Annotated in this window: 29 protein-coding genes and 1 other RNA gene; 7 read left to right on the top strand and 23 right to left on the bottom strand. The window is 64.1% G+C overall.

The features are described from left to right. Window positions 1-246: 246 nt before the first annotated feature. Window positions 247-1,056 carry a DUF817 domain-containing protein gene (locus AC2FNA_RS15770; RefSeq protein ID WP_496828380.1) on the top strand — a complete coding sequence of 270 codons (810 nt, stop codon included), beginning with the start codon at window positions 247-249 and terminating at the stop codon, window positions 1,054-1,056. Between the two features lie 68 nt (window positions 1,057-1,124). Here AC2FNA_RS15770 and AC2FNA_RS15775 read toward each other — a convergent pair whose 3' ends face one another. Next, window positions 1,125-1,499, bottom strand: coding sequence for a hypothetical protein (locus AC2FNA_RS15775; RefSeq protein ID WP_496828115.1), 375 nt, complete (start codon window positions 1,497-1,499; stop codon window positions 1,125-1,127). 92 nt (window positions 1,500-1,591) lie between these two features. On the opposite strand from AC2FNA_RS15775, the gene AC2FNA_RS15780 reads away from it, so the two are divergent. Beyond that, the gene (locus AC2FNA_RS15780; protein WP_496828117.1) at window positions 1,592-2,350 is read left to right on the top strand and encodes an alpha/beta fold hydrolase; all 759 of its coding nucleotides are present in this window, start codon (window positions 1,592-1,594) and stop codon (window positions 2,348-2,350) included. 140 nt (window positions 2,351-2,490) lie between these two features. Here the strand turns inward: AC2FNA_RS15780 and AC2FNA_RS15785 are convergent, their stop codons facing one another. From AC2FNA_RS15785 to AC2FNA_RS15800, 4 genes are all read right to left on the bottom strand, one after another. Next, window positions 2,491-2,679, bottom strand: a complete 189-nt coding sequence (locus AC2FNA_RS15785) for a hypothetical protein (RefSeq protein ID WP_496828119.1) — start codon at window positions 2,677-2,679, stop codon at window positions 2,491-2,493. Window positions 2,680-2,754: 75 nt separating this feature from the next. Next, window positions 2,755-3,138: a rhodanese-like domain-containing protein gene (locus AC2FNA_RS15790; protein ID WP_234139740.1), complete on the bottom strand. Its 384-nt coding sequence runs from the start codon at window positions 3,136-3,138 to the stop codon at window positions 2,755-2,757. A 102-nt stretch (window positions 3,139-3,240) separates the two neighbouring features. After that, window positions 3,241-4,728 (bottom strand): flavin-containing monooxygenase, encoded by a 1,488-nt coding sequence (locus tag AC2FNA_RS15795; protein ID WP_496828121.1) that lies wholly within the window; start codon window positions 4,726-4,728, stop codon window positions 3,241-3,243. A 15-nt stretch (window positions 4,729-4,743) separates the two neighbouring features. Next, window positions 4,744-5,205: a cupin domain-containing protein gene (locus AC2FNA_RS15800; protein ID WP_496828123.1), complete on the bottom strand. Its 462-nt coding sequence runs from the start codon at window positions 5,203-5,205 to the stop codon at window positions 4,744-4,746. Between the two features lie 148 nt (window positions 5,206-5,353). Between AC2FNA_RS15800 and AC2FNA_RS15805 the strand changes: the two genes are divergently transcribed. Then, window positions 5,354-6,352 (top strand): AraC-like ligand-binding domain-containing protein, encoded by a 999-nt coding sequence (locus AC2FNA_RS15805; protein ID WP_496828125.1) that lies wholly within the window; start codon window positions 5,354-5,356, stop codon window positions 6,350-6,352. Between the two features lie 5 nt (window positions 6,353-6,357). Here the strand turns inward: AC2FNA_RS15805 and AC2FNA_RS15810 are convergent, their stop codons facing one another. The 7 genes from AC2FNA_RS15810 to mgtE form a co-directional block, all read right to left on the bottom strand. Next, a complete protein-coding gene (locus AC2FNA_RS15810) occupies window positions 6,358-6,702 on the bottom strand; it encodes a RidA family protein (RefSeq protein WP_496828127.1) in 345 nt (114 codons plus the stop codon). Window positions 6,703-6,771: 69 nt separating this feature from the next. After that, window positions 6,772-7,953: a TPM domain-containing protein gene (locus AC2FNA_RS15815; RefSeq protein WP_496828129.1), complete on the bottom strand. Its 1,182-nt coding sequence runs from the start codon at window positions 7,951-7,953 to the stop codon at window positions 6,772-6,774. A gap of 54 nt (window positions 7,954-8,007) precedes the next feature. Continuing rightward, window positions 8,008-8,727, bottom strand: a complete 720-nt coding sequence (locus AC2FNA_RS15820; RefSeq protein WP_496828131.1) for a YbaY family lipoprotein — start codon at window positions 8,725-8,727, stop codon at window positions 8,008-8,010. 137 nt (window positions 8,728-8,864) lie between these two features. Continuing rightward, the gene (locus AC2FNA_RS15825; RefSeq protein WP_496828133.1) at window positions 8,865-10,643 is read right to left on the bottom strand and encodes an SLC13 family permease; all 1,779 of its coding nucleotides are present in this window, start codon (window positions 10,641-10,643) and stop codon (window positions 8,865-8,867) included. Window positions 10,644-10,750: 107 nt separating this feature from the next. Beyond that, on the bottom strand, window positions 10,751-11,563 hold the full coding sequence (locus tag AC2FNA_RS15830; RefSeq protein ID WP_496828135.1) for a TIGR00282 family metallophosphoesterase: 813 nt from the start codon (window positions 11,561-11,563) through the stop codon (window positions 10,751-10,753). Between the two features lie 175 nt (window positions 11,564-11,738). After that, window positions 11,739-12,296: a 5-formyltetrahydrofolate cyclo-ligase gene (locus AC2FNA_RS15835; protein WP_496828137.1), complete on the bottom strand. Its 558-nt coding sequence runs from the start codon at window positions 12,294-12,296 to the stop codon at window positions 11,739-11,741. 8 nt (window positions 12,297-12,304) lie between these two features. Further along, window positions 12,305-13,696, bottom strand: a complete 1,392-nt coding sequence (gene mgtE / locus AC2FNA_RS15840; RefSeq protein ID WP_496828139.1) for a magnesium transporter — start codon at window positions 13,694-13,696, stop codon at window positions 12,305-12,307. A gap of 137 nt (window positions 13,697-13,833) precedes the next feature. On the opposite strand from mgtE, the gene guaD reads away from it, so the two are divergent. Then, a complete protein-coding gene (gene guaD, locus AC2FNA_RS15845; protein WP_496828141.1) occupies window positions 13,834-15,117 on the top strand; it encodes a guanine deaminase in 1,284 nt (427 codons plus the stop codon). Window positions 15,118-15,198: 81 nt separating this feature from the next. Here the strand turns inward: guaD and AC2FNA_RS15850 are convergent, their stop codons facing one another. The 3 genes from AC2FNA_RS15850 to AC2FNA_RS15860 form a co-directional block, all read right to left on the bottom strand. Continuing rightward, window positions 15,199-16,533 (bottom strand): 8-oxoguanine deaminase, encoded by a 1,335-nt coding sequence (locus AC2FNA_RS15850; RefSeq protein ID WP_496828143.1) that lies wholly within the window; start codon window positions 16,531-16,533, stop codon window positions 15,199-15,201. Window positions 16,534-16,649: 116 nt separating this feature from the next. Continuing rightward, complete coding sequence (hisN, locus tag AC2FNA_RS15855) at window positions 16,650-17,441, bottom strand: histidinol-phosphatase (protein WP_496828145.1); 792 nt, start codon at window positions 17,439-17,441, stop codon at window positions 16,650-16,652. 49 nt (window positions 17,442-17,490) lie between these two features. Next, window positions 17,491-17,862, bottom strand: a complete 372-nt coding sequence (locus tag AC2FNA_RS15860) for a helix-turn-helix domain-containing protein (RefSeq protein WP_234171405.1) — start codon at window positions 17,860-17,862, stop codon at window positions 17,491-17,493. 349 nt (window positions 17,863-18,211) lie between these two features. Here AC2FNA_RS15860 and AC2FNA_RS15865 point away from each other — a divergent pair, with 349 nt between their 5' ends. Then, window positions 18,212-19,168 carry an NADPH:quinone oxidoreductase family protein gene (locus AC2FNA_RS15865; protein ID WP_496828147.1) on the top strand — a complete coding sequence of 319 codons (957 nt, stop codon included), beginning with the start codon at window positions 18,212-18,214 and terminating at the stop codon, window positions 19,166-19,168. 162 nt (window positions 19,169-19,330) lie between these two features. Here the strand turns inward: AC2FNA_RS15865 and AC2FNA_RS15870 are convergent, their stop codons facing one another. After that, window positions 19,331-20,209, bottom strand: a complete 879-nt coding sequence (locus AC2FNA_RS15870) for a LysR family transcriptional regulator (RefSeq protein WP_496828149.1) — start codon at window positions 20,207-20,209, stop codon at window positions 19,331-19,333. Window positions 20,210-20,330: 121 nt separating this feature from the next. Here AC2FNA_RS15870 and AC2FNA_RS15875 point away from each other — a divergent pair, with 121 nt between their 5' ends. Together AC2FNA_RS15875 and AC2FNA_RS15880 are read left to right on the top strand one after the other, a co-directional pair. Next, window positions 20,331-20,540, top strand: a complete 210-nt coding sequence (locus AC2FNA_RS15875) for a DUF1127 domain-containing protein (protein ID WP_234139723.1) — start codon at window positions 20,331-20,333, stop codon at window positions 20,538-20,540. A gap of 182 nt (window positions 20,541-20,722) precedes the next feature. Next, window positions 20,723-21,499, top strand: a complete 777-nt coding sequence (locus AC2FNA_RS15880) for a Bax inhibitor-1/YccA family protein (protein ID WP_496828151.1) — start codon at window positions 20,723-20,725, stop codon at window positions 21,497-21,499. Between the two features lie 71 nt (window positions 21,500-21,570). On the opposite strand, the gene AC2FNA_RS15885 is transcribed toward AC2FNA_RS15880, so the two are convergent. The 7 genes from AC2FNA_RS15885 to gatC all read right to left on the bottom strand — a co-directional run bounded on the left by AC2FNA_RS15885 (window position 21,571) and on the right by gatC (window position 26,267). Continuing rightward, entirely contained in the window at window positions 21,571-22,080 is a 510-nt protein-coding gene (locus tag AC2FNA_RS15885) for a hypothetical protein (RefSeq protein WP_496828153.1), read from the bottom strand. 145 nt (window positions 22,081-22,225) lie between these two features. Continuing rightward, a complete protein-coding gene (rpmG, locus tag AC2FNA_RS15890) occupies window positions 22,226-22,393 on the bottom strand; it encodes a 50S ribosomal protein L33 (protein ID WP_007799108.1) in 168 nt (55 codons plus the stop codon). Between the two features lie 109 nt (window positions 22,394-22,502). Further along, window positions 22,503-22,897, bottom strand: an RNA gene (gene rnpB / locus AC2FNA_RS15895) — RNase P RNA component class A. Between the two features lie 84 nt (window positions 22,898-22,981). Then, a complete protein-coding gene (locus tag AC2FNA_RS15900; protein WP_496828155.1) occupies window positions 22,982-23,656 on the bottom strand; it encodes an N-acetylmuramoyl-L-alanine amidase in 675 nt (224 codons plus the stop codon). A gap of 5 nt (window positions 23,657-23,661) precedes the next feature. Continuing rightward, on the bottom strand, window positions 23,662-24,453 hold the full coding sequence (locus AC2FNA_RS15905; RefSeq protein WP_496828157.1) for a hypothetical protein: 792 nt from the start codon (window positions 24,451-24,453) through the stop codon (window positions 23,662-23,664). 35 nt (window positions 24,454-24,488) lie between these two features. After that, window positions 24,489-25,976, bottom strand: coding sequence for an Asp-tRNA(Asn)/Glu-tRNA(Gln) amidotransferase subunit GatA (gatA, locus tag AC2FNA_RS15910; protein ID WP_496828159.1), 1,488 nt, complete (start codon window positions 25,974-25,976; stop codon window positions 24,489-24,491). Between the two features lie 3 nt (window positions 25,977-25,979). After that, window positions 25,980-26,267 (bottom strand): Asp-tRNA(Asn)/Glu-tRNA(Gln) amidotransferase subunit GatC, encoded by a 288-nt coding sequence (gene gatC, locus AC2FNA_RS15915; protein ID WP_164128792.1) that lies wholly within the window; start codon window positions 26,265-26,267, stop codon window positions 25,980-25,982. Between the last annotated feature and the right edge of the window lie 27 nt (window positions 26,268-26,294).

Raw genomic sequence — 26,294 nt, forward strand, 5'->3', positions numbered from 1 at the left:
GTCGATGGCCTGGCCGCCAATGGCGAAGACGCCAACGGGGCCGTCGAGGACAAGGTCAAAGCCCAGGTCGCAGACCTCTGCGCCAGATTCCCGATCTATCCAAACCTTTGATGAATAAAAACGTTTCGGATTGATATTGCAGCTGCCACCGGTCATCCCGGTGGCAGCTTTCATTTTCGGGCAGACCATTTGAGCAGGAAAAGAGATAACCGGACGCGCCAGTTGGAACGGTGGCTTGGCGACTGGATGCGTGCACGCCTGCCGCATGTGCTGGCGGAATTTGTCATGTTCGTTTTGAAACAGGGCTGGGCCGCCCTGTTCGGCGCGTCGCTGCTGATCGGCCTGATCGTCAGCGACCGCATCTGGCAACAGGACTGGGCGCTCGCCCGTTATGACGCGCTCTTGATCTATGCGTTGGGCTTGCAGGTGCTGTTTCTGGCATTGGGACTGGAAAGCTGGCGCGAGGTCCGGGTCATCTTGCTGTTTCACCTGACCGGGACCGTGATGGAGATCTTCAAGGTTCAAGCCGGCAGTTGGGCCTATCCCGGCCCAGGCTTGGTCAAGCTTTGGGAGGTGCCGCTGTTCTCGGGCTTCATGTATGCCTCTGTGGGGTCTTACATGGCGCGCGCCATGCGGCTGTTCGACATGCGGTTTGCGCCCTACCCGCCTTTCTGGCTGTCGGTCCTGCTGGCGGTGGCCATCTATGTGAATTTCTTCGCCCACCATTTCCTGACCGATTTCCGGCTGATCCTGTTCGCTGCGGCGGTCGCGCTCTATGCCCGAACGCGGATCACGTTCCGCATCGGCGATCATCGCTACTGGATGCCGCTGCCGCTGGCGGCCTTCTTCAGCTCGTTCTTCCTGTGGCTGGCCGAGAATGTGGGCACCACCACGCGCACCTGGCTTTATTCCGGGCAGATCGCCGGAGAGATGGTGCGGCTGGCCAAGATGGGGTCCCGGTATCTGTTGCTCTATGTCAGCTTCGTCACGGTTACGCTGGTGATGCGCGACGCGCTGGAGGAGGCTTCGGCCAAGGGGCGCTCCCGCCCCATTTGACCGCATCGAAGATGCGGCGCAAAGATGCGTTGGGCCGGGCGCCGCGCGTTCCGCACGGCGCTGTTCCGTCAGATCAGCCGACGCCAGGCCAGAAAGGCCAGCAGCAACGCGGCAAAAACCAGCAGGTTAAAGACCAGCGCCCCCAGCATGCCCAGCCACCAGCCCTTGCGACGGTCTGCGAGGTCGATGCCGCGCAGATGCGCCTGCACCTCGCGTGCGGCGGCACTCAACGAAGGGGCGTTCAACGTCATCCGCAATCGCGGATGCGCCATCATCGGCTCGACCCGGGCCAGTTCCATCGCACGGCGATAGATACGACGCGGCAGTCGGTGCTTGGCCCGTCTGAGCGCGAGGCGGAGCGATTTTCCATGCACCCCAAGTCGCGTCCGCAGCAACGCGATGGTCACGGCAATCTGGTCTTCGATCCGGTCGCTTTCGGTCATGGCTGTCCTACCCCCGGCGGGAACCATATCGCGCGGCCCGCGCAGGCTCAATGGGGCTGGCGGGGGCGGTCGCGTCAGGTTATCAGAGCGGCATGCTGACCACGATCCTGCATGGCACCCCGACCGACGCCCCGCCCCTTGTCATCGCCCATGGGCTCTATGGCTCTGGCCGCAACTGGGGGGTGATTGCCCGACGACTTGCCGATGAACGGCAGGTGATCGCCGTCGACATGCGCAATCACGGTCACAGCCCCTGGGCCAATACGCACGATTATCCAGCGCTGGCCGCCGATCTGGCCGAGGTGATCGAGGCCCATGGCGGTCGCGCCGACTTGCTGGGCCATTCGATGGGGGGCAAGGCGGCGATGGTGCTGGCGCTCACCCACGGGCACCTGCTGCGCCGCTTGGTGGTCGCGGATATCGCACCGGTGACTTACACCCACAGCCAGATGCCGTTCATCACGGCGATGCGCGGCGTCGACCTGAGCCGGGTCGAGCGCCGCTCGGATGCCGAAGAAATGCTGGCGGCGCAAGGGGTCGAGAAAGCGTTGCAAAGCTTCTTTACCCAGTCGCTCGATCTGCCTGGCAAGCGGTGGCGACTGAATCTCGACGGATTGGCGGCGAACATGCCCGCGATCATGTCCTTCCCAGAGATATCAGCACATTGGGACGGCCCGGCGCTGTTCCTGACCGGCAGCACATCGGACTATGTGCGCGCCGAGCATCGCCCCCTGATCCGAGGCCTGTTCCCCGCCGCCCGTTTTGCCAAGATACCGGGCGCGGGTCATTGGTTACACGCCGACAAACCCCGCGAATTCGAAGCGGCGGTGCGTGTTTTTCTGAATGTCTGAGCCTCTGCCTCTGCGCCTGCCGTGCGTCCGGGACGCCTCCGGCGGGCGTATTTCAGACCAGAAAGAAGCCCGGGCCTTCTTCATTTCGCCGAAAATACTCCGGGGGTCCGGGGGCTGGCCCCCGGCCTACCGGCAGGCCTCTAGGCTTCTTCGTCGTAGAGCCGCCGCGCCAAAATCCAACTGACTGGCGCCGCGACGATAAAACCTGTAACCGCCGCCGCCAGAATTGCCTTGAGTGAAACCAAGCCCGCCGTAAGCACCGCAATCACCGCAGTGCCCGCCAGCGCGGTCGAGATCAGACTGTAAAGAATCGAAGCAAGGCGCATCATGGCCGGACCTCCTGATATGGCTGCGCGTCCGACCATGATATTAAATTATCAGAATGTGTTGGGCTTTGACCTGGATCACATGCCGGGATCGACCGGTTCGATCCGCTCGCCGGTCCAGTCCGCAAGACCGCCGAGATTATAGACCTCGTCATAACCCATGTCCTTGAGCAGTTTACCCGCCAGCGCCGCCCGCCCGCCCGAGGCGCAGTGCAACACGATCACCCGATCCTTGCGCAGTTCCGGGTCGTGAAACGGCGTGTCCGGATCGGCGCGGAATTCCAGCATGCCGCGCGGGATGTGATGGGCTCCGCTGGCACGGCCTGCGCGTTCCAGCTCGGGCGTGTCGCGCAGGTCGAGCAGCAGCGCGCCCTCGGCCACCAGTTGCTGGGCGCGGGCGCCGTCGATACGCGGCACCGCCGCATTTGCCGCCGCCATCATGTCCTTGACCGTCAAAACCATCTTGCGTGTCTCCTGTTTCGTTTCCCGCAGGCTAACATGCGTGTTTCGGAAAGTGTAAGACACGATTTTCGCGGGCGGCCTCTCACCGCCCACGAAAGGCGTTCAGCCCGCTTGATACTGCGGTGTCGAGGCCAGGAAGCGGCCATAGGCCCGCGCATCGGGATAAGAGAATTGCTCGGCCAACGGGTTGGCGCGCTTGCGCACCCCTGCCCCCATATCGGCCAGCAATTCGTCGAAATGCTTGAAGTGGAACGGCGCAGAGCACAGCCCGCCATAGACCTGGGCGGCGGGGCGTTCCTTGCGTCTCCAGTTCAGCATCATCTCGATATTGGCGTTCATTTCCTGCGCGCTCGGCTGGTGGGCCAATTGCCCATCGGCAAAGCGGACCAGCCAGTTGGCGATCATCTCGGCCGACAGGATGGTGCAGAAGGACGAGTTGAAACCGACAAAGCCCATATCGGGCAGGTCCGGGTTCACCGCCAGGCGGTACACCCGGTACTGGCCATCCGCCTCGATCAGCTTGTCGCGGTAATCCTGCGCCAGATAGGGAATACCCAGTTTCCAGCCCACCGCCAGCACCGAGAGGTCACAGGGCACCCGGTCGCCGGTGGTCAGCACCACATGGCCATCCTCGTAACGGTCATAGGTGCCCTGGATCGGCTTGACGGTTCCGTCCCCGAAGCTTTCGAACAGGCCCGGCGTCACGATCGGCAGAGAGCACGAGGCCTCCTTCTCGATCGGGGTGTCGGGCACCATGTTCCATTTCTTCAGGCCCAGTTGCGCCTTGAGCAGGGTTTCGAGCCCCCGGAAATTGGCCCAGACCAGCGGTTTCAGCAGCGCGGCGATCACCCGTTGCAACGGGGATTTGCCCCATTGGTTGAACTGCTGTTCCTGAGCGCGCATGTAGAGCAGCCGCTTGAAGTTGATGCCGCCCACGAAATAGGGCACCCGCCAGACATTCTCGCGATAGACCATGGTGACCGATCTCGCGCCGTTGCGGGCCGCGTTCACCACTATGTCGGTGGCCGATTTCGAGCCGCCCAGCACCACCACATGTTTGCCGCGCGCCATTGCGCTGTCGGTATATTCCGACGAGTGGATCACCTCGCCGCCGCCGGCGACAAAGGCCTCCTGCCCGGGATGGGTCAGGATGTTCTTGTCGGAAAACTGACCGGTGCAGATGGCCACGAAATCGAAATCCTCCTTGCGCACCCGGCCTGCTGCCTCGATCGTCAGCGTCCAGCCCGGCTGCCCGTCGGCGCGCCGGTCCATCGACAGGATGTTGGTGTTGAGCTGAAAGAGCCGCGGCAGATTGTGCTTGTCGGCATAGGAATGCAGATAGGCATGCACCTGCGGCCCCTTGGGCCATTCGGGATAGTCGTCGGGCATCGGCAGATCGGTATAGCAATACAGATCCTTGGGGCTTTGCGTTTGCACGTCGGGGTACGAGCGCGACAGCTCCCAAACGCCACCGAAATCGTGGCTGCGTTCGAACCCGGTGACCCGGTGGCCGCGCTCGTCAAAGGCCTTTGCTGCGGCAAGACCGGACACCCCGCCGCCGATGACGGCGACGCTCTTGCGTTTTACCATGATATGTCCCTCGCCTTACTGGGCGTCGGGCGGCGGCAGGAAATCGACCTCGTGCAGGGCCGAGATGCGCACCAGTTCGGCCGGGTCGGTCACGCCATCAAGCGCCTTGAACAGATCGAAGAGCTTGCGCGAGGGCGCCACCCCAAAGACGCAGGTCGCACCCGCGCCCGAGCGGTTGAACACCGCATGCGCCACCCCCTTGGGCATCCGGACCACATCGCCTGGCCCTGCCTTGCTGGCCGTCACATTGCCGGTCTCGAACCCGAAATCCACCTCGAGAGCGCCGCTCAGCACCAGGATCCATTCATCCTGATTCGGGTGGACATGCGGCGGCACAAAGGTGTCCGCCGGCACCTCGGCATGCCACATGAACACGTTGTCGCTGTGCAGCTTCGGAGTATAGACCTGCCCGACCACGTTCCAGGCCAGCCCCGCCAGACCGGCATCAGTGGCGGTGATTCCCGCTTCCATCTGCATTTTGTTGCTCCTCCTGTTAGGTGTTATTCCACAAGCCTAGGAACGCCGGCTCGGCGCGAATATCCGAAAAGCGAAACTTTCGCCGCATCTTTGAGCGTGTTGGCAGGAAGTGCTTTGTCTTCGAGAAATCGGGCGGCATGCTGACGATATGCAGAACAAACCCGATACCACCCCCCTGTCGCGGTTTCGCCAGTTCCGCACGCCGGACCTTGATGCGGCGCGGGCGCTGGTCGCACGCAATTTCTGCGGTCACCGGCTGGAGCGGCAGGCGCGCGAGGATGCCTTTGACGCCTGTCAGAACCGGGCGGGCGGCAACGGGCTCTATTACAACTACATCCGTTATGGCGCGGATGTCGAAATCGAACCCGGAGAGTTGGGTTCCTTCTACCTTGTCCAGGTTCCGATACGGGGCCAGGCTCTGATCCGCAACGGATTGGCCGAGGTCGAGACCGGCAGCACCACAGCCTCGGTCCTTAACCCCGACCGCCATACCCGGATGCGCTGGCTGCCAGGATGTGAACAGGTTCTGCTGCAGATCGACCGGAGCAGGCTGACCGCTGTGGCCGAGACCCTGACCGGCACCGCCCTGCAATCCCCGGTCCGGTTCGACCCGCAGATCGACCGCGCCCGCCCCGAGATGCAGCGCTGGCTTGCGCTGTTCCGGCGAGCGGTGTCGGCGGTAGATCGTGGCGCATTGCTTCATCCAGAACAGGCACTCAGCCGCGCCCTGGTCGAGGACGAATTGATCGTGGGGTTCCTCAGGGCGCAACCCTCGTCCATTGCGCCGCTGCTGGAACGGCCCGAAACCGGGCCGCTGTCACCGCATGTGCGCCGGGCGCGCGATTTCATGCAGGCACACCTGGCCGAGCCGCTGACCCTGAGCCAGATCGCCAATGCCGCCGGCACCTCCCCGCGCAACCTGCAACTGGGGTTCAGCCAGCTGCTGGACATGACGCCGCTGGCCTATCTGCGCTTGCTGCGGCTCAACTATGCCCGCTATCTGCTGCGCGAAAGCCCGCCACAGGTCACCATCGCCTCGGTCGCGGGGGCGGCCGGGTTCAGCCATCTGGGCCGGTTCTCGGCACAATATGCCGCCCGGTTCGGCGAAGGGCCCAGCCAGACCCGTAAACAGCGTTACCTGATCTGAACGTCTCAGTCGCAGGCGGCGGTCACGATGATCTCGACCTTGAGCGTGTCGCGCGCCAGACGCGCCTCGCCGCAGGCACGCGCGGGGGCGTGACCCGCGGGCACCCAGGCATCCCAGACCGCGTTCATTTCGGCAAAATCGGCCATGTCGGCCAGCCAGACGATGGCCTGCAGGATGCGGGTATTGTCCGATCCGGCCTCGGCCAGCAGCGCATCGACGCGTGCCAGACAATCGCGGGTCTGCTCGGCCACGCTATCGCCGCTGCCGACCTGGCCGCACAGATAGGCGACGCCGTTATGCTGGACGATCTTGCTCATCCGCTCGCCGGTATGAATGCGTGTGATACCCATGGTCCTGCCCTTTGAAACGCTGAAACTCCTGCCCCTGTTAGCAGAGCTGCCGGAGCGAGGCCAGAGCGCCTACCAGCTGCCCGAGGCGCCCCCGCCCGAGGATGAGCCGCCGCCAAAGGATGACCGCCCCGAGCCGCCGCTATTGCTGTCGCTGATCTTGGGAATGGTTCGGATCTCGCTGTCGTGATGGCCACAATGGGCACAATCATATTCCACCCGTTTGCGCCCCGCGCGGGTCTTGGTCGCAGCACTCAGCACGGTCGAGGTGGTGGACAAGGTGCGATAGTTGCATTGCGGGCAGGCACCATAACCGGAAAACCAGCTTTTGTAGCGGTGGATGTCGATATGGCCGCAATCCGGGCAGTGCCAGACATCGTAGTCGACCGATTTCAGATATTCCTCCAGCCGCTGACCGCCATCGAGATGTTCGTCATCCGCCTCTTCGCCCGCCCGCAGCATCGTCGTGCGGCATTGGGCGCAGGGCCTATCCCGGTTACGCAGATAGCGCCTGACCCACAGCGCGGCACCGCCCAGCGGCACCAGCAAGAGCGACAATACCCATTCACCGATCCGGTCCACCGCGCGGGCCAGCCAGCTCCAGCCGCGCTGCGCGGTGCCCATGTCCCAGTCACCGGGATAAGCGCCGGTCAGCTCGCGAATGGTCTCATCCACTCCGGCTTCGATCCCTTGCTGATACTCGTCGCGGCGGAAATAGGGCAGAAAGCCCACGTCGATCACCCGTTGCATGCGGCTATCCCAGGAGCGGTCATAACCCGCGCCGATCTCGATTCGCATCTTGCGGTCAAAGCGCGCGATCAGCACCAGAACTCCATCGTTGCGCTCGGCGTTACCGATGCCCCAGCTGTTGAACAGGCCGGTGGCAAACGGTTCGATGGCGCCGCTGTGACCGTACATGCCCATATTATCCATGGTCAGGACCGTCATCTCGATACCGCTGTGGTCATAAAGCGCGATCAGCCTGTCGCGCACCCGTTCCTCGGCGGCGGGGTCCAGCAGGTCGGAATAGTCGTTGACATAGACATCCTCGTAACCGGGATACCGGATATTCCCCTGCGTGCTCTCGGCACGCGGCGCCTTGCGCGCCGGGGACTTGAGGGCCTCGGACGGCGGATTGTCAGGCACAACCGAGACCGGGCGTGTCATCAACCCGACCCCGTACCCGATCGCCCAGCCAAGCCCAAACACCAGCGCGACAATCGTCAGCGCGACTCGAATATCCTGCCTTGTCATGCGCTCTCCCTTATGGCGCCACCTGACCCGCAGCACCAGACCACGGCCAAACGGTCACCGCGCGGCAACAAAGCGCAACACGACGCGCCCATCCACACCGGCCAAGGTCAGCGCATCACCCTCGACCGCATAGGCGACGACTTTGGCCAATGCCGCCAGATAGCGCTGGTCCAGCGCCTCGGCCTCTTGGGAACAGGCCATCATGGTCATGCCGATATTGTCGGGAAAGCGCATGTTCGTGGCCCCGATCTCTGCCTGACCCTGGAACCTGTTGCACCCGCCCCGGCCCGAGAACCGCCCGCCGTGTTCAAACGCGATCGATGGCGCGCCTGGCCCCTCGGTCGCAACGCCCTCGATCTCGCGCAATGCCCAGTCACGGCCTACCAGCGCCGAGGCTGCATCAGAGACCCGAACCATCAGCAGATCAACCGTGTTTCCAGCCTCACCGGTCAGGACCGGCACCACCGTATCGGTGATAAAGATCAGCCTCTCATCCTGCAATATCCGCGCCGTTACCGCATAGCGCCTCGCCGGATCGATCAATGCATCGTCATACTCAAGGCTGAAATCCATCGGCACCTGGGTCATCGCATAGCGCCGCGCCGACAAGAGCGGCGCCGCCACGTCCTGGCGCGAAATATCGCGCAGCTCCACCTGCAACACCGCATCTGGCGGCAGCGCGATCCGCTCCCGATACGCGGCGCTGCCCGAAACGGTGCCCGCCTCGGCGGCCCAGGCCAGACAAAGTGCCGCAATTCCCGGTAAAATCCTCATGACTGCCCCCCTTTTCTGGAAGAAAGTTACGTTTCCACCAAGGCAACAGCCCACAAAGGCCACTGTCAACCCGCTGCTTCTTCTGTTTGAAAATACCTCGGGGTCCGGGGCAGCGCCCCGGTCCGCCACCGCGGCCCTCACAATGGCCAGATCAGCGGGATCAACGCCGATACCAAGAGCCCCATGCTCAGGGTCAGCGGAATGCCCACCCGCATGAAATCGGTGAACCGGTAGCCTCCCGGCCCATAGACCAGCATGTTGGTCTGATAGCCAATGGGCGTCGCAAACGAGGCCGAGGCCGCGATCATAACCGCCACCACCAACGGGCGCGGGTCGATCCCCATCGCCTGGGCAAGGCCGATGGCGATCGGGGTCACCACCACCGCCACCGCATTGTTCGATACCAGTTCGGTCAGCACCGAGGTCAAAAGATAGATCGCCCAGATCACCAGAAACGGCGGCAGGCTGCTCAACCCAGGCGCAATCGCCTCGACAATCAGCCGCACCGCGCCCGAGCTTTCCAAGGCGGCACCAATGGCCAGCATGGCAAAAATCAACGCCAAAAGCCGCCCGTCGACAAAAGAGAACGCCTCATCCGCGTCGATGCAACGACTGCCCAGCACCAGAGCCACCGCCAGCACCGACAACATGAGAATCGGTGCCACCCCGAAACCGGCCAGCGCCACGATCCCCACCAGCGCCGCAACGGCGATGGGCGCATGGCCGCGCCGATAGGCCCGCACCGACGGGTGCGAGACATCGACCATCTCCATATCGGCGGCCAGCCGCTGAATATCGGCGGGTGCCCCCTCCAAAAGCAGCGTATCGCCCACCTTCACCACCAGCTGATCCAATTGGCGGCCGATATTCTGGTTGCGCCGGTGTACGGCAAGCACATAGACCCCGTAGCGCCGCCGCAAGCGCAGATCGCCCAGTGAACGGCCGACCATGCGGCAGCCGGGGGTGATCAGCACCTCAACCGTTGATGTCTCGACCGCCGAAACCTGATCGACCCGCTTAAGCTCCTTGTTGCGTTGCAAGCTCAGAAGTTCGGTCATCTGGGTGCGCAGCACCACCCGGTCGCCCACCTGCAACTCGACCCCTTTCAGGTTGCGGCGCAACGACAGATCACCCCTGATCACGTCAATGAGCCGCACGCCGGGCCGCTTGAACAACTGCACCCCGGTCACCTCGCGCCCGATCAGGTTGCTGTCGGGCGGGATCACCGCCTCGGTAAAGAACTTCATCTTCGACCGGTCGCTGAGCAGCGTTGCCATGCTGTCACGTTCGGGCAGCAACCGGGGCGCGACGAAACGCAGATAGATCATGCCCCAGGCCACCACTGCGATGCCGAGCGGCGTGACCTCGAAAATGCTGAAGGCGGCCATGCCCTGGGCCCGCGCGACCCCGTCGACCAGCAGGTTGGTTGAGGTCCCGATCAGCGTCAGCGTACCGCCCAGGATCGCCGCATAGCTGAGCGGGATCAGCAGTTTCGAGGCCGCCACGTTCAGCGTGCGCGCGATCTGCACAAAGACCGGGATCATCACCACCACAACCGGCGTGTTCGACACAAAGGCCGAGGCGATCACCACGAATGCCATCAACATGCCGATGGCAAAGCGCGCGTTGGTCTGCGCCTGCCGTTGCGCGATCGAGGTAAAGGCATCCAACGCGCCGGTCCTGACCAGCGCCCCCATGATGATGAACATGGCCGCAATGGTCCATGGGGCCGGGTTGGACAGCACCGGCAGCGCCGCGTCATAGGGCAGAACGCCGGTGACCAGCATCGCCGAGACCCCCAGAATGGCCACGACCTCGGTCGGATAGCTCTCGCGCAGGAAAAGCAGGAACATCGTCAGCACGATGGCCAGCGTGACCAGCGCGCCGGCGGTATCGGTCAGGTGGAGGAATTGCATCTCTTGTCAGTCTTGCCCGAATGCGCCCGGCGACAGTGCCGGCTGGCATCTTCCCGTATCGGCAGAGCTTCGGCAAGCCCGCGCGTACAGCCCCCGGGACGGGGCGATCACGGACCCGATTGCTGCAACTGCCCGCCAACCCGCACCATGGCGATGCGGGTGGCGGCGCCCCCTTGCGGTGCGGTCTCGACATAGACGCCCGAGACCGTCGCCTCGCCCAGCGCCGGAGAGAACCGAGACTTGGCCATACCGGTGATGAACCGGCGCATCGGCTCGGCCTTGTCCATGCCGATCACCGAATGGTAATCGCCGCACATGCCCGCATCGCTCAGATAGGCGGTGCCGCCTGGCATCACCATCGCATCGGCCGTCGGCACATGGGTATGAGTACCCACCACCAGACTGGCGCGCCCGTCGCAGTAATGGCCCATCGCCATCTTTTCCGAGGTCGCCTCGCAATGCATGTCGACGATCACCGCATCGGCCAGACCGCCGCGCGGATGCGATTTCAGCACCGGCTCGATCGCCGAGAACGGATCGTCATAGGGGCGTTTCATAAAGACCTGGCCCAACACCTGCGCCACCAGCACCTTGCGTCCGCCCGGCGCGGTGAACAGCCGATGACCGCGCCCCGGCGCACCCTTGGCATAGTTGATCGGCCGGATGATGCGCGGCTCGGTCTCGATATATTGCAGCATGTCCTTCTGGTCGAAGGCATGATCGCCCAGCGTCAGGCAATCGGCGCCCGCATCCAGCAGCGCCTTGGCATGCTCGCCCGAGAGACCCATGCCATTCGAGGCGTTCTCGCCATTGACCACCACGAAATCGAGCTTCCACTCTGCCCGCAATCGCGGCAGGTGTTCGCACACGGCCTTGCGCCCCGCGCGGCCCATCACATCGCCAAGAAACAGTATCTTCATGCCTTCGGTCCTATGAGGCGGTGCGGTTCAGGGCAAGCCGGAAAATGCAGGGGGCGCTGCCCCCGCCGCCTGCGGCGTCTCCCCCGGAGTATTTGCGGCGAAATGAAGAGCGGCGCGGACCGTGCTTTTTTCTGGTCCGAAATACTCCGGAGCGCGAGGCGGAGCCTCGCAAAGATCAGAAGCTCAGCACGCGGCTTTCGGTCACCACCATGTCGAGCGGCTGGTCGGTTGGTTCCAGCGGCAGCGCCTCGGCCTCTTGCGCGTCGAAGGCGAATCCGATGGCAAGCGTTCCGCGTTTGGCGCGCAGCCCCTCAAGCGTGCGGTCATAGAACCCGCCGCCATATCCTAGCCTGCCGCCGCGCGCGTCAAAGGCCACCAGCGGCACGATCAGGATCTCGGGTTCCATCCAGTCGTCGGTCTCGGGCACCATGGCGCCGAACGGGCCTTCGCGCAGCGCGCCCTCGGGCGACCACAGCGAAAACCGCAGGGGCAGACCCGCGCCCTGGATCACCGGCACCCCGACGGGGCCATGCGCCGCCGCCTCGGCCATGGCGGGCAGCGGGTCGATTTCGGTCCGGATCGGCATGTAGCCGGACAGCGGCACGCCGCGATAGCCGGCCAGCACCTCTGAAAGCCGTCCCGCCGCCCCGGCCGGGTGGCTATCGAATGCCACCTTGCGGCGGGCAAAGGCGGCCTTGCGCGCGGCGGCCTTGATCGCGGTCAGGTCGTCCATGACCCCTCCTAGAGCAGAAAGACGGAAGCCAGCCCCAGAAAGGCAAAGAACCCGACAACATCCGTTACCGTGGTCACGAAGGTGCCCGAGGCCAGCGCCGGGTCGATCCCGACCTTTTCAAGAAGCACCGGAATCCCGGCACCGGCAAGCCCGGCCACGACCAGATTGACGACCATTGCGGCAGCGATCACCGGGCCCAGCAGCGGCAGGCCGAACCAGACATGGCCGACAATCCCCATGACCACTGCAAAGACCGCGCCATTGACCAGCCCCACCAAAACCTCGCGCCGCAGCACCCGGCCCAGGTTGGACCCGGTCAGGTCGCGGGTCGCCAGCGCCCGCACCGCCACCGTCAGGCTCTGGGTGCCGGCATTGCCGCCCATCGAGGCGACGATCGGCATCAGCACGGCCAGCGCCACCACGTTGGCAATCGTGCTTTCGAAGATAGAGATCACCAGCGAGGCCAGGATCGCCGTCGCCAGGTTCACCGCCAGCCAGGGTAGGCGCTGTTTCGTGGTTTCCAGCACAGTGTCCGAGAGGCTGCTTTCACCGACACCGGCCAGGCGCAGGATGTCTTCCTCATGCTCTTCGTCCAGCACGATCATGGCGTCGTCGATGGTGATCACGCCCACCAGCCGCCCTTCGGCGTCCACCACCGGGGACGAGATCAGGTGATACTGGTTGAACGCATAGGCCACGTCCTCTTCATCCTGATCGGCGGGGATAATCTGGAAGGTCTCTTCGGCCAGCGTGCTCAGCGGCACCTCGCGCCGGGCCGACATGATCCGACCCAGCGTCACATTGCCCACCGGATGCAAGCGCGGGTCGACAAGAACCACGTGATAGAACTGGTCCGGCAGGTCGTCCGAGCCGCGCATGAAGTCGATGACCTCGCCCACCGACCAATGTTCCGGGGCCATCACCACCTCGCGCTGCATCAGACGCCCGGCAGAGCCTTCAGGATAGGCCAGCGCCTGTTCAACCGCGACCCGGTCGGCATCTTCCAACGCGTCGAGGATGGTTTCGTGATCGCTCTCTTCGAGGTCTTCAAGCAGGTCGACCACATCGTCGCTGTCCAGCTCACGCACCGCTTCGGCCAGAACGTCGGGGTTGAGCAGGCGCACGACCTCTTCGCGGATGCCCTCATCGAGTTCCGACAGGATCTCACCATCGAATTCGCGGTCGTAGAGCCGGATCAGCTGAGCCCGGTCGAAGGTATTGATCTGCTCGAGCAGGTCGGCGATGTCGGCCGCATGCAGCGGCTCCATCAACTCGATCAGGCGGTCTCGATTTTCTTCTTCGACCGCCTCGAGAATCTCGGCCACGAGATCGAGGTCGATCTCATAAGCATCCTCTTCACGGGGCTTTTCAAGATCGGGTGTGTCGATACCTGGTGTCATGGCTACGCCCTATGCCAATTGGCCGCAAATTTGAAGAAGCAGCTATCAGAAAACAATGACAATGCCACAATTTACCGCCGCGGCGCGAATGTTCTAGGGTAGCGTCCGTTTTGTACCGAGCGAAGGAGAAGCGGACCATGACCGGCAAGACGATCCTCAGGGGACAAGTCCTGTCCTTTGCCCGCTCCCCGTTCGAAGACGCGCCCGCGGATGCGGTGCGGGTTGACGAGGCGGTTCTGATCGACGGCTCGCATATCGCGTCCGTCGGCACGCTGGAGGCGATGCGCAGAGCGGCACCGGGGGCGAGTGAGATCGACCACGGGTCGCGTGTCGTCCTGGCCGGATTCGTGGATGCGCATGTGCATTATCCCCAGACCGCGATGATCGCGAGTTGGGGCAAGCGCCTGATCGACTGGCTCAACACCTATACCTTTCCCGAGGAGCGCAAGTTCGCCGATCCGGCCTATGCCTCCGAGATCGCCGCGCGCTATCTGGATCTGACGGCGTCGCATGGCACCACCACCATGTGCAGTTTCTGCACCATCCATCCCGAGAGCGTGGAGGCCTTCTTTGCCGAGGCGCAGGCGCGCGGGCAGCGGGTGGTCGCGGGCAAGACCTGTATGGACCGCAACGCGCCCGAATTCCTGCGCGACACGGCGCAAAGCGCCTATGACCAGTCCAGGGCACTTTTGCAGAAGTGGCACGGGGTCGACCGGATCTCCTATGCGATCACGCCCCGGTTTTCGCCCACTTCGACGCCTGAACAGCTGGATGCGATGGGCGCGCTCTGGGCCGAGCATCCCGATTGCCTGATGCAGACCCACCTGAGCGAGCAGACCGACGAAATAGAATGGGTCAAGGGCCTCTACCCCGAGGCGCGCGATTACCTGGACACCTACGAGCAGCATGGGCTTTTAGGCGGGCGCGGGCTCTATGGCCATGCCATCCACCTGGAGAGGCGCGAGCGCGACCGGCTGCGCGAGCATGGCGCCGGGCTGATCCATTGCCCGACCTCGAACACGTTCATCGGGTCGGGCCTGTTCGACATGGCCGGGCTGATGGGTGAGGGGCAGCGGATCGGGCTGGCAACCGATACTGGTGGCGGGTCCAGCTTTTCGATGCTGCGCACCATGGCGGCGACCTATGAGATCGGCCAGTTGCGCGGCGTGCCGCTCCATGCTGCGCAACTGATCTGGCTGGCCACACAGGGCTCGGCCCGGGCGCTGCGGATGGATCACCAGATCGGCAATATCGCAGCGGGGATGGAGGCCGATCTGGTGGTGCTAGACCTCGCCTCGACCCCCGGCATCGCCCAGCGGAGCGCGGTGGCAGACGACCTGTGGGAGGCACTGTTCCCGACCATCATGATGGGCGATGACCGCGCCATTGCCGAAGTCTGGATCGGCGGCAGAAGAGTCTGACCGCCCTCTCGGCGGGCGAAAGATTTTTCGTCGAAAAATCTTTGCCTCCGGCGGGAGTATTTTTTTGCGAAATGAAGGGGTTCAGCCCATCAGCGCGCGGGCGAGACCGTTTTGCCGTTCGATCATGCGCGGCAGGTCGATCGTGGTTATCTGGCCGTCGCGCACGATCTGGCGGCCTTCGACAAACAGGTGCCTGACTCGGGTCGGCCCGGCCAGCAGCAGCGCGGCGGGGTCCCAGCTGCCAGCGCTGTTGATGCCCGAGACATCCCAGACCGCGATATCGGCGCGTTTGCCCACCTCGAGCCGACCGCAATCGGGGCGGCCCAGCACATCGGCGCCGCCGCGGGTGGCGATCTCCAGCGCCTCGCGGGCCGACATGGCATCGGCGCCCCGCGCGACCCGTTGCAACAGCATCGCCTGCCGCGCCTCACCCATCAGGTTGCCGCTGTCATTGCTCGCCGAGCCATCGACCCCCAGCCCCACCGGCACGCCCGCGTCGCGCATCGCACGGACCGGGGCGATGCCGCTGCCCAGCCGACAGTTGGAACAGGGGCAATGGGCAACGCCCGTACGCGAGCGGGCGAAGAGGTCGATCTCGGCCCCGTCCAGCTTCACGCAATGGGCATGCCAGACATCCGGGCCGGTCCAGCCCAGATCCTCGGCATATTGGCCGGGGCGGCAGCCGAACTGCGCCAGGCTATAGGCGATATCCTCGTCATTCTCGGCCAGATGGGTGTGCAGCATCACGCCCTTGTCGCGCGCCAGCAGGGCGGCGTCGCGCATCAGCTCGCGGCTGACCGAAAAGGGCGAACAGGGGGCAAGGCCCACGCGGCACATACTGCCCTCGCCCGCGTCATGAAAGGCATCGACCACCCGGATCATGTCGTCCAGGATCGCGGCCTCACCCTCGACCAGCGTATCGGGCGGCAGGCCGCCCGCGCTTTCGCCGATGCTCATGGCCCCCCTTGTGGGGTGAAAGCGCAGGCCAAGCTCGGTCGCGGCGGCGATGGTGTCGTCCAGCCACGCGCCGTTGGGGTAGAGGTAGAGGTGATCGGAACTGAGCGTGCAGCCCGAGAGCGCCAGTTCCGCCAGCCCGATCTGGGCCGAGACAAACATCTCCTCGGGCCCGAAGCGCGCCCAGATCGGATAGAGCGTCTTGAGCCAACCAAAGAGCAGCGCGTCCTGCCCGCCCGGCACCGCGCGGGTCAGGCTTTGGTAGAGGTGGTGATGGGTGTTCACCAGACCGGGTGTCACCACGCAACCGCGTGCCTCGTGCACCTCGCCCACCGTGGCGAGGTTCGGCCCGATCGCGACTACGACCCCGTCGCGGATCAGGATATCCTCGCCGGCCAGCTCTCGGCAGCCCGCATCCATTGTCAGAATGGTATCGGCATTTCGAATCAGATGTTCGGTCATGTTGCACACTTCCCCTGTCGGGCCCGCTTCATAGGAAGTGTGTCAGGCCGGCGGAAAACGGGCTCAAGAACCGGCTAGAGGAATGCTAGGCCCGGCGCTGGTCGGATGCAAGACCCTCAGACCCCGCTCAGGAACTCCAACGCGGCGCTGTGAAGCTGCGGATTGGCCGCCGCAAGGGCCCGTCCGCCCTCATGCGCGGGGCCACCACGCCAATCGGTGACGATGCCGCCTGCGGCCTCGATCAAGGCGATGGGCGCCTGGATATCCACCGCCTTCAGCCCCGCCTCGATAACCAGATCAACCAGTCCCGCAGCCAGCAAAGCATAGGCATAGCAATCCATGCCGTAGCGGGTCAGCTTGACCCGGCTCGACACGGCACGGAACGCCGCCTCTTCTTCGGTGCTGCCAAGTTCAGGAAAGGTGGTGAACAGGACCGCATCGGACAGATCGGTGCCTTGCCGCGTGGCCAATGCCTGCCGTCCCAGCGGTCCGGTCACATAGGCGCCCTCGGGCGTTCCGACAAAACGTTCGCGGATGTAGGGCTGGTCCACGATGCCAAGAAACGGGCCCCGCGCATCCGACAGGGCGATCAAGACCCCCCAGGTCGGCGTGCCCGAGATAAAGCCACGCGTGCCATCAATCGGGTCAAGGACCCAGACGCGGCCCGTTCGCCCCTCGACCGCATCGAACTCCTCACCATGGATACCGTCGTCGGGACGCAACTGGGCCAGGATATCGCGCATTGCCAATTCTGCGGCACGATCCGCCTCGGTCACCGGATCGAAGCCGGTGTCCAGCTTGTTTTCGGCGCCAAGATCAACCCGACGAAAATAGGGAATAATCGCCGCACGGGCGGCATCAGCCAGTTTTTCGGCGATTTCAAGATCGGAGAAGTCAGCAGGTTTCATGACGATGCATTGCCACCCGCCGCTCAAATTTGCAATATGCTGGCGCGGCTCAGGCCACGTCGCTCAGCACACGGGCCAGTTCGAACAGGCGCCGACGCTGGTTTTCAGGGATGGCATAATAGGAGCGCACAAGGTCCAGCGCCTCTTTGTCCCCCATCAGGTCCGCGGGCACGCTCGGCTTTTCGGCGACCTCCTTGTCGGCCTCCTCCAGTCCTTCGAAGAAGAAGCTGACCGGAACGTCCAACGCTTCGGCGATATCCCATAGGCGGGACGCGCTGACTCGATTGGCCCCGGTCTCATATTTCTGGATCTGCTGAAACTTGATGCCGACCTGCTCGGCCAGTTGTTGCTGGGTCATGCCGATCAACCAGCGGCGGTGTCGCACGCGCTTGCCCACGTGAACGTCGACAGGATGGGTCATTCGATTTCTCCTCTGTTACACAGACAACCGCCCGGGCATCGGCACAAAGGGCACAGCCTGTCACAACCATCTGACACGGCCGTTTAATTTTTCCCTAATATCGTTGAGCGACCCGAACCGCACCGGCTAGGAATATGCCGAAATTCGCAACTAAATTCAAGCTGGTTGAACGCAGGGCGCACCACTTCACCCTAGGTTGTGGCGCAAAACCACCGATACAACTCCTGAAAGGTAATGCAAGGGAACTCGCAGAACCGCGATACGACGCCCAAGCCCCCGCCTGTCCCACCGCAGTTTGACACCGGCGCCTCGGTCAGTCTTTATGTCCGAAAATCAAGAGGAAGCGGCAATGCGCTCATTCACCGTGCAAAGCGCCGGCACCCCCGCGCAACTGATCGACCAACCGGTGCCCGAACCGGGGCCGGGCCAGGTGCGGATCGATATTCGCGCCTGTGGTCTGAATTTCGCGGATCTGCTGATGCAGAAGGGCACCTATCAGGATACCCCGGCCGCGCCTTTCACCCTGGGAATGGAGGTTGCAGGCACGATCAGCGCGCTCGGAGCCGGTGTTTCACACCTGAATATCGGCGACCGAATCGCGGTCTACGCAGGCCAGGGCGGACTGGCCGAGCACGGGGTTTTCGACGCGGACCGTGCCCTGCCCCTGCCTGACGCCATGAGTTTCGAACATGCCGCCGCCTTCCAGATTGCCTATGGCACCAGCCATATGGCGCTCGATCACCGCGCCCGCCTGCAACCGGGCGAGACTCTCCTGGTCACGGGTGCGGCCGGCGGTGTGGGGCTGACCGCGGTCGAGATCGGCAAACTCATGGGTGCGCGGGTGATCGCGCAGGCCCGTGGCGCAGACAAGCTCGAGATCGCCCGCCAGGCCGGAGCCGATATCCTGATTGACGCCAACGAAGATCTGCGCACCCGCCTGCTCGATCTGGGCGGCGTCGATGTCGTCTATGACGCGATCGGGGGCGATGTTTTCAAGGCCGCCTTCCGCGCCGCCAATCCCGAGGCGCGGCTGCTGCCCATCGGCTTTGCCGGCGGCGAGGTGCCGCAGATCCCCGCCAATCACCTGCTGGTCAAGAATCTCACCGTGATCGGTTTCTACATCGGTGGTTATCTGAAGTTCCGCCCCGAGGTAATCCGGGACAGCTTCCAGACCCTGCTCGACTGGTACGAGCAGGGGCGCCTGCACCCGCATGTCAGCCATGTCCTGCCCCTCGAACGCGCCGCCGAAGGGCTGGAGCTCCTGCGCAGCCGAACCGCCACCGGCAAGGTCGTCATCACCCCCTGACAGCCGCTTCTTTCTGGTCGCAAATACTCCCGCCGGAGGCGTCCACCGCCGCCACATACTCTGTCTTGGCGGTGGCATGTCGCGGCGCGACACGTGCCGAGGAGGAGGCACGACGACGAGATATCGTCTTGCGCCGCAGGCGCACCGCTTGGCAGCGATCACTCAGCTTACCGCGCGCAGATGGCCGTTGCCCATCTTGGCAAAGTTCTGGCGGACCAGGTCGACCAGGGCATCGACGATCTGTCCCTTGCCGTCCTTGCCGCCGTAAAGGTTGATCTTGTGCGAGGGCAGCACCGGCAGCGTATCGGACTCGATCTGCGCCAGATGCGGCGCGGCAGTGCCTTCCAGCATCGCATGCACCGCGAGATCGGCCGACACGGTCGCCTCGATGGTGCGGTCGTTCTCGGTCTCGACCGACAGCTCCCAGGGGATATTCGCCGCATCCAGCGCCGCGATCACGCTGGCACGGAACAGACAGCGCCGTCCCAGCGCCAGTTTCAGCGGCCGTTGCCGCCAGGCCGAGCCCCCCGCCGCGCCGATCCAGCGCAGGGGCAGTTCCGCAATCGTCTCGCAATGATCGCCACCCCCCGGTTCGGTGGTCAGGATCACGTCGCATTCGCCACGTTCGTACTGCTCTTTCAGCCAGGAGGTATAGCAGGACAAGAGTTGCACCCGCACCCGCGGATAAGCGGCGTTGAACTGTTGGAGCACGCGCGGGATCGCCGGATAGACGATATCATGCGGCACGCCCAGCACCACCTCGCCCTCAAAGGCCTGATCGGTCAGCCGTGCGATCACCTCGTCATTCATCGCCACCATACGGCGGGCATAGGCCAGCAGTTGCTCACCCGAGGCGGTCAGCGCAATGCCGCGCCCGCTGCGGTCCAGCAGTTGCAGATCCAAGAGTTCCTCCAGCCGCTTTATCTGCATGGAGACCGCCGACTGCGTTAGGTGCAGGAACCCGGCGGCCCGCGTGACGCCGCCACTGTCGGCCACGGCCACGAAACTGCGCAGGGTTGTGATGTCGAGATTGCGTATCATTCCAAACCTTGATGGACGAGTTCAAAAACATTCGTTTCCATAATGAAGCACATCCCACCATATCTATCAAGGAAATTGATTGTCACCCGAACTCACATCACGAAATCAGAAAGGACACGTCATGGCCTTTGTCACCGCCTCGCACCCCTGCCGGCCCGCACCCCGATCCCGGCTTGCCGTATTCTACGACCTTCTGGCGCTGCGCCGCCAACGTCAGGAGTTACGGCACCTCGACGACCGGGCGCTCGAAGACATGGGGATCACCCGCGCCGAGGCCCGGACCGAGGCCGCGAGACCGTTCTGGGATGCCCCGCATCACTGGCTGAAATAAGCCGGAATAGCCGCTTCAGCTCTTCCCCTGCCTTGGCCCGCCCCGCGCGGGCCATTTTTTCGGGCGGTTTGAGCGTAAATCCGACTCGGAAATACTTGAATTCACGGGGCTGCTCTCCGATATTTGACGGGAATGCCGCAGGGTAGCCCTTGCGGCCCGAGTTTGATTTCAGGGAGACCCAAATGGCTCAATTCGACACGATCCGGTCCACTGCCGGTTTGCGCGCCGCCCAGATCGACGAGGGTCTGCGCGCCCACATGAACAAGGTCTACGGTACGATGTCCGTGGGCATGCTGATCACCTTTGCTGCCGCCTGGGCAATCTCGGGGCTGGCGGTGACCACTGATCCCAGCGCCGCTGTAGCCCAGCTCAGCGCCGACAAATACCTGACCCAGATCGGCTATTCGCTTTATGCCTCGCCGCTGAAATGGGTGATCATGTTTGCCCCGCTGGCCTTTGTCTTTGGCTTCGGCGCAGCCGTGAACCGGTTGTCGGCTGCCGCCGCACAGCTCATCTTCTACGTATTCGCCCTGGTGATGGGCCTGTCTCTCAGCTCGATCTTCCTGATCTTCACCGGTCAATCGATCATTCAGGTTTTCCTGGTCACCGCGATCGCCTTTGCCGGTCTGTCGCTTTACGGCTACACGACCAAGAAGGACCTCAGCGCCATGGGGACCTTCCTGCTGATGGGCGTGATCGGGCTGGTCGTCGCATCGGTAATCAACATCTTCGTGGCCTCGTCCGCGATGACCTTTGCGATCTCGGTGATCGGTGTGCTGATCTTTGCCGGCCTCACCGCCTATGACACCCAGAACATCAAGACCACCTATCTGCAGATGGCCCATTCGGGCGACCAGGAATGGCTGGGCAAAGCCGCCATCATGGGTGCGCTGAGCCTCTATCTGGACTTCATCAACATGTTCATGTTCCTGCTGCAACTGCTGGGCAACCGCGAATAAGACAGGCAACATCCAGAACTGCGAAGGGCGGGGGTTTCCCCGCCCTTTCTCGTTGCGCGCCGTAGTTTCGCTCAGCGGCAGTCGAGCGGCACTGCCAGCCCGGTGGTCCGCTTGGCGGAACCCGCCTGATAGACCTGCACACCGGCCAGACAGCCCGTCAGGCGCGGGACCGACTGGGCAAAGGCGGCATCCGCGCCCTCGGGCAGGCGGTCGATCCCGTCCTCCTGCGTACGCAGAACCGCAAAGAGCACATTGTTCACTTCGACCGTGCTGAGAAACAGGTCGAGCGTTCCGCTTCCAACCTCGACGGCGGTCTGAGGGCTGCGCCCTCCGGCGGCGATGGCGACACCTGCCAGGCTTGCGATATCGCCCTTCTCGCTGCGCAGACGCTGAACCGGCTTGCCAGCAAGTTCTGCCGGTACGCTGAGGCGGCGGGCCACGTAATCGGCCGAACCCTTTTCAGCGGTAAAGGTCTTGGGCTCGCCGTCGATACCGGTGAACCCGACCCCCTCGCGGTGCCACAGGCTGGCGCAGGCGGACAGGGACATAAGGGCAAGGGCGGGCAGCAGGATTTTCTTCATGACCGTCATGGGTTTGGTGGCAGACGCTGCAAGCCTAGCCCTGCCGGACCCGCAAAAGCAAGCGACCCGTGCACCGTCCCCATGTTAAAACGAACAAGGCCGCTCCAGAAGGAGCGGCCCCGTCATACTTTCAGAAGGAACAAGATTACTTGATCTTGCCTTCCTTGTACTCGACATGCTTGCGCACAACCGGATCGTACTTACGCACGGTCATTTTTTCGGTCATCGTACGCGCGTTCTTCTTGGTCACATAGAAGTGGCCCGTGCCCGCGGTCGAGTTCAGACGGATCTTGATGGTCGTCGGCTTCGCCATGGTTATCTCCTGCGTCCGAAAAGGCAGGGGCCTTTCGGTTGAATTCTTTCCTGAGGCTGCGCTTTTACCCGGCGTGCAGGCCGAGTCAATAGGGCGAGCCCGGGAAAATGCGCGCGGAGGGCCTGTAAGCCGGATTCTGTTCCGGGGTTGCCCCCTTCGATGACCATTCCTCTGGGGCGCCTGTTACCAGGCGCCTCAAGCTGCCAACCCGACCCCTCTCGGCTGAAGCGGCCTAGCGGAGGTATCGGCCGAAACCGACGCGTCCCGCGCGGGGGTCCTATTTGGCATTGCTCCCGGTGGGGCTTGCCGTGCCGCCCCTGTTGCCAGGGGCGCGGTGGGCTCTTACCCCACCGTTTCACCCTTGCCGCGACCTGCGCGGCGGACTGTTCTCTGTGGCGCTTTCCGTCGGGTCTCCCCGCCCGGGCGTTACCCGGCACCGCTGCTTCATGGAGTCCGGACTTTCCTCGCGGGGGTCGCCCCCCACGCGGCCATCCGGCCCTCCGCGCGAGATCGCAGTTAGGCGCTGACGGGGGGGAGGTCAAGAGGCGGGCGGAAAAGGGTCGCTGCCCCTCTTGGCCTGCGGCCAATTCACCCCGGAGTATTTTGCGCGGAATGAAGGGGCAAGGCGGCCAGATCGGCAGCGCAGAGCGGGCCACGGCCCCAAGGGCGGTGGCGCAGGCGCAGGGCCGCCAGCAGCGCCTTGTCATCGGCAGGCGCGGTAAAGCCCGCCGCGCGGGCGGCGGTGCGCAGGTGCTCGGGTGTGGGGTCCTCGGCGCATGACCCGCTTCCCGACGTCTCGGCGAGACCAAGCCGGGCGAGGCGGGCCCAGTCGAATCGCGGGCCGGGATCGCATTTGCGACCGGGCGCCATGTCGGAATGACCGATCACGCCTGCGGGTCGGATCGCCCAGCGGCGCAAGATATCTCCCAGCAGGCCGTCAAGCGTGGCCATCTGTGGTGCCGAGAACGGGTGATCGCCGCGATTGTCGAGTTCGATGCCGATGGAGCGCGAATTGATGTCACCCAGCCCCTGCCATTCCCCAACCCCTGCATGCCAGGCCCGGTCGGCCTCGTCCACCATCTGCCAGAGGGTGCCATCGGCACCGATCAGGTAATGGGCCGATACCTCGGCCTCTGGGTCGCAGAGCCGCTTAAGCGCCGCCTTGGCGCTGTCCATGGCGGTATAATGCAGCACCACCAGCGACGGGGTCAGCCCGTCGCGGCGGGGTCCGTAATTGGGCGAAGGGTGCCAGTGCGGGGTCACGCGCCCTAGTTCTGCACCGCGCGACGGAACGGCGCCGGATCCCAACCACAGGCATAGCCATCGCCATCAGGATCCAGCCCCTTGCGGTCGCGCTGCGGACCACCGTTGGACAGGAACTCGATCTGGGCCTGGTCGGGCGAGGGGAAGGCGGCGCAATTGCGCTCGGCCTTGGCGGCGAGGTTGAATCCGGCGCGGCTATAGACCTGGGTGCCTTTGGGGTGGCTGGTAGACAGCGCGTATTGTACCACATTGGGGCTGCCATCCGCGTCGCGCTGAGGCAGCGCAGTGGGAGCGACCACCTGATACGAGGCGCGATTCTGGGCGATACGTTCGGCATCGCTTTGAATCGACTCGCGGCTGGCAACGGCCTGGAAGTCCTGCTCGTCGGAGATACTAGGATTGCTGACCAGAGCGGGCGCCGGGTTCGAGGGGCTGGCCTCGACCGGGGCGACGCCGGAATTGCCATTGGCGGCGGCCAGCGCTGCCGCGGTTTCGCGGGCGATATCGTCCGCTGTGTCACCAGATTGCGGAACATAGGACGCAGTCTGGGCGGTGGTCTGAACCGGAACCGCAGTGGCTGGGTCGAGCGCCGGGGATCCGGCGGGCGGCAAACCTTCGCTGGACACCGCCGAGGGCGGGATCAGCGGATCGCCGGTCACCGTCTGGCCCTGAAGCACCGCGTCGCGCTGGGCCTGATATTCAGGTGTGTTGAAGCCAACCCCGGCAGCCGAATCCGGCACCGCCGGATCACAAGCCGCAAGCACCCCGATCACGGGGACAAGATAGAATACGCGCATTGTTGCCGTCCTGCTCTTTTGCTTTGCCGACAGGTTTACCACCATTTTCCGGGCTTGGCCACAAAGCCCGCCGCCTGTTCCAGCGCATAGGCCGTATTCAGCAGATCGCCTTCCTCCCACGGACGGCCGATCAATTGCAGGCCCAACGGCAGCCCCTGCTTGTCTAGCCCGGCGGGTACCGACACGCCGGGCAGGCCAGCGAGGTTCACGGTGACGGTGAACACGTCGTTGAGGTACATCTGCACCGGATCGGCATCCGCCATCTCGCCCAGGCCAAAGGCCGCCGAGGGGGTGGCGGGTGTCAGGATCGCGTCCACACCGGCGGCGAAGACATCCTCGAAGTCCTTCTTGATCAGGCTGCGTACCTTGCGGGCGCGGTTGTAATAGGCATCGTAAAAGCCCGCCGAGAGCACGTAGGTGCCGACCATAACCCGGCGCTGCACCTCGTGTCCGAACCCTTCGGCGCGGGTTTTCTCGTACATCTCGGTGATGCCGTCGCCCTGCGCCAGCTTGGCGCGGTGGCCATAGCGCACCCCGTCATAGCGGGCGAGGTTCGACGAGGCCTCGGCAGGCGCGATCACGTAATAGGCGGGCAGCGCGTATTTGGTATGCGGCAGCGAGATGTCGCGGATCTCGGCCCCGGCGGCGCGCAGCATCTCTGTGCCCTGCTGCCAAAGAGCCTCGATCTCTTCGGGCATGCCATCCATGCGGTATTCGCGCGGGATGCCGATCACCTTGCCGCGGATATCGCCGGTCAGCATGGCCTCAAAATCGGGCACGGCCAGATCGGCGCTGGTCGAATCCTTGGGGTCGTGGCCACACATCGCCTCGAGCATGATGGCGGCGTCGCGCACATCCTTGGTCATCGGCCCGGCCTGATCCAGCGAGCTGGCAAAGGCGACGATGCCCCAGCGCGAGCAGCGACCATAGGTCGGTTTGATGCCGGTGATGCCGACAAAGGCGGCAGGCTGGCGGATCGAGCCGCCGGTGTCGGTGCCGGTCGCCGCCAGGCACAGATCGGCGGCCACTGCAGCGGCGGAGCCACCGGACGAGCCGCCCGGCGTCAGCGCCGCGTCGTCATTGCCACGGCGCCAGGGGTTGACCGCATTGCCATAGCACGAGGTCTCGTTGGACGAACCCATTGCAAATTCGTCCATGTTGAGCTTGCCCAGCATGACGGCACCGGCGTCGGCCAGTTGCTGGCTGACGGTGGATTCGTATTCCGGCTTGAACCCTTCAAGGATACGGCTGGCCGCCTGGCTCGGCACGCCCTTGGTGCAGAACAGGTCCTTGATGCCGATCGGCAGGCCGCACATCTTGGGCGCATCGCCCGTTTGCAGCCGCGCGTCGGCAGCTTTCGCACGCTCCAGCGCGATCTCGGGGGTCTTGTGGACAAAGGCGTTGAGCGCCCCTGCCCCCTCGATGGCGGCAAGGCAACTTTCGGTCAGCGCGACCGAGGTGGTCTCTCCCTTGCGCAGCGCATCGCGCGCCTGGGCCAGCGTCAGCGTGTTCAGATCGCTCATGTCTTACTCCACCACCTTGGGAACCGCGAAAAACCCCTCGCGCGCGTCGGGCGCGTTGGACAGGACCTTGGCCTGCTGATTGCCATCGGTCACACCGTCGGCGCGGCGTTTCAGCCGCATCGGCGTGACCGAGACCATCGGCTCGACGCCTTCGACATCCACCTCGTTCAGCTGCTCGATGAAACCGAGGATGGTGTTGAATTCGGCGGCGAGCGCAGGCAGCGCTTCTTCGTCCACCTTGATCCGGGCCAGCTTGGCCACTTTGGCGGCGGTGCTTTGGTCAATCGACATCGGTTTCCCTCATCTGCGTCAGGCCCG

It is taken from the genome of Ruegeria sp. YKSD163 (assembly GCF_059612905.1).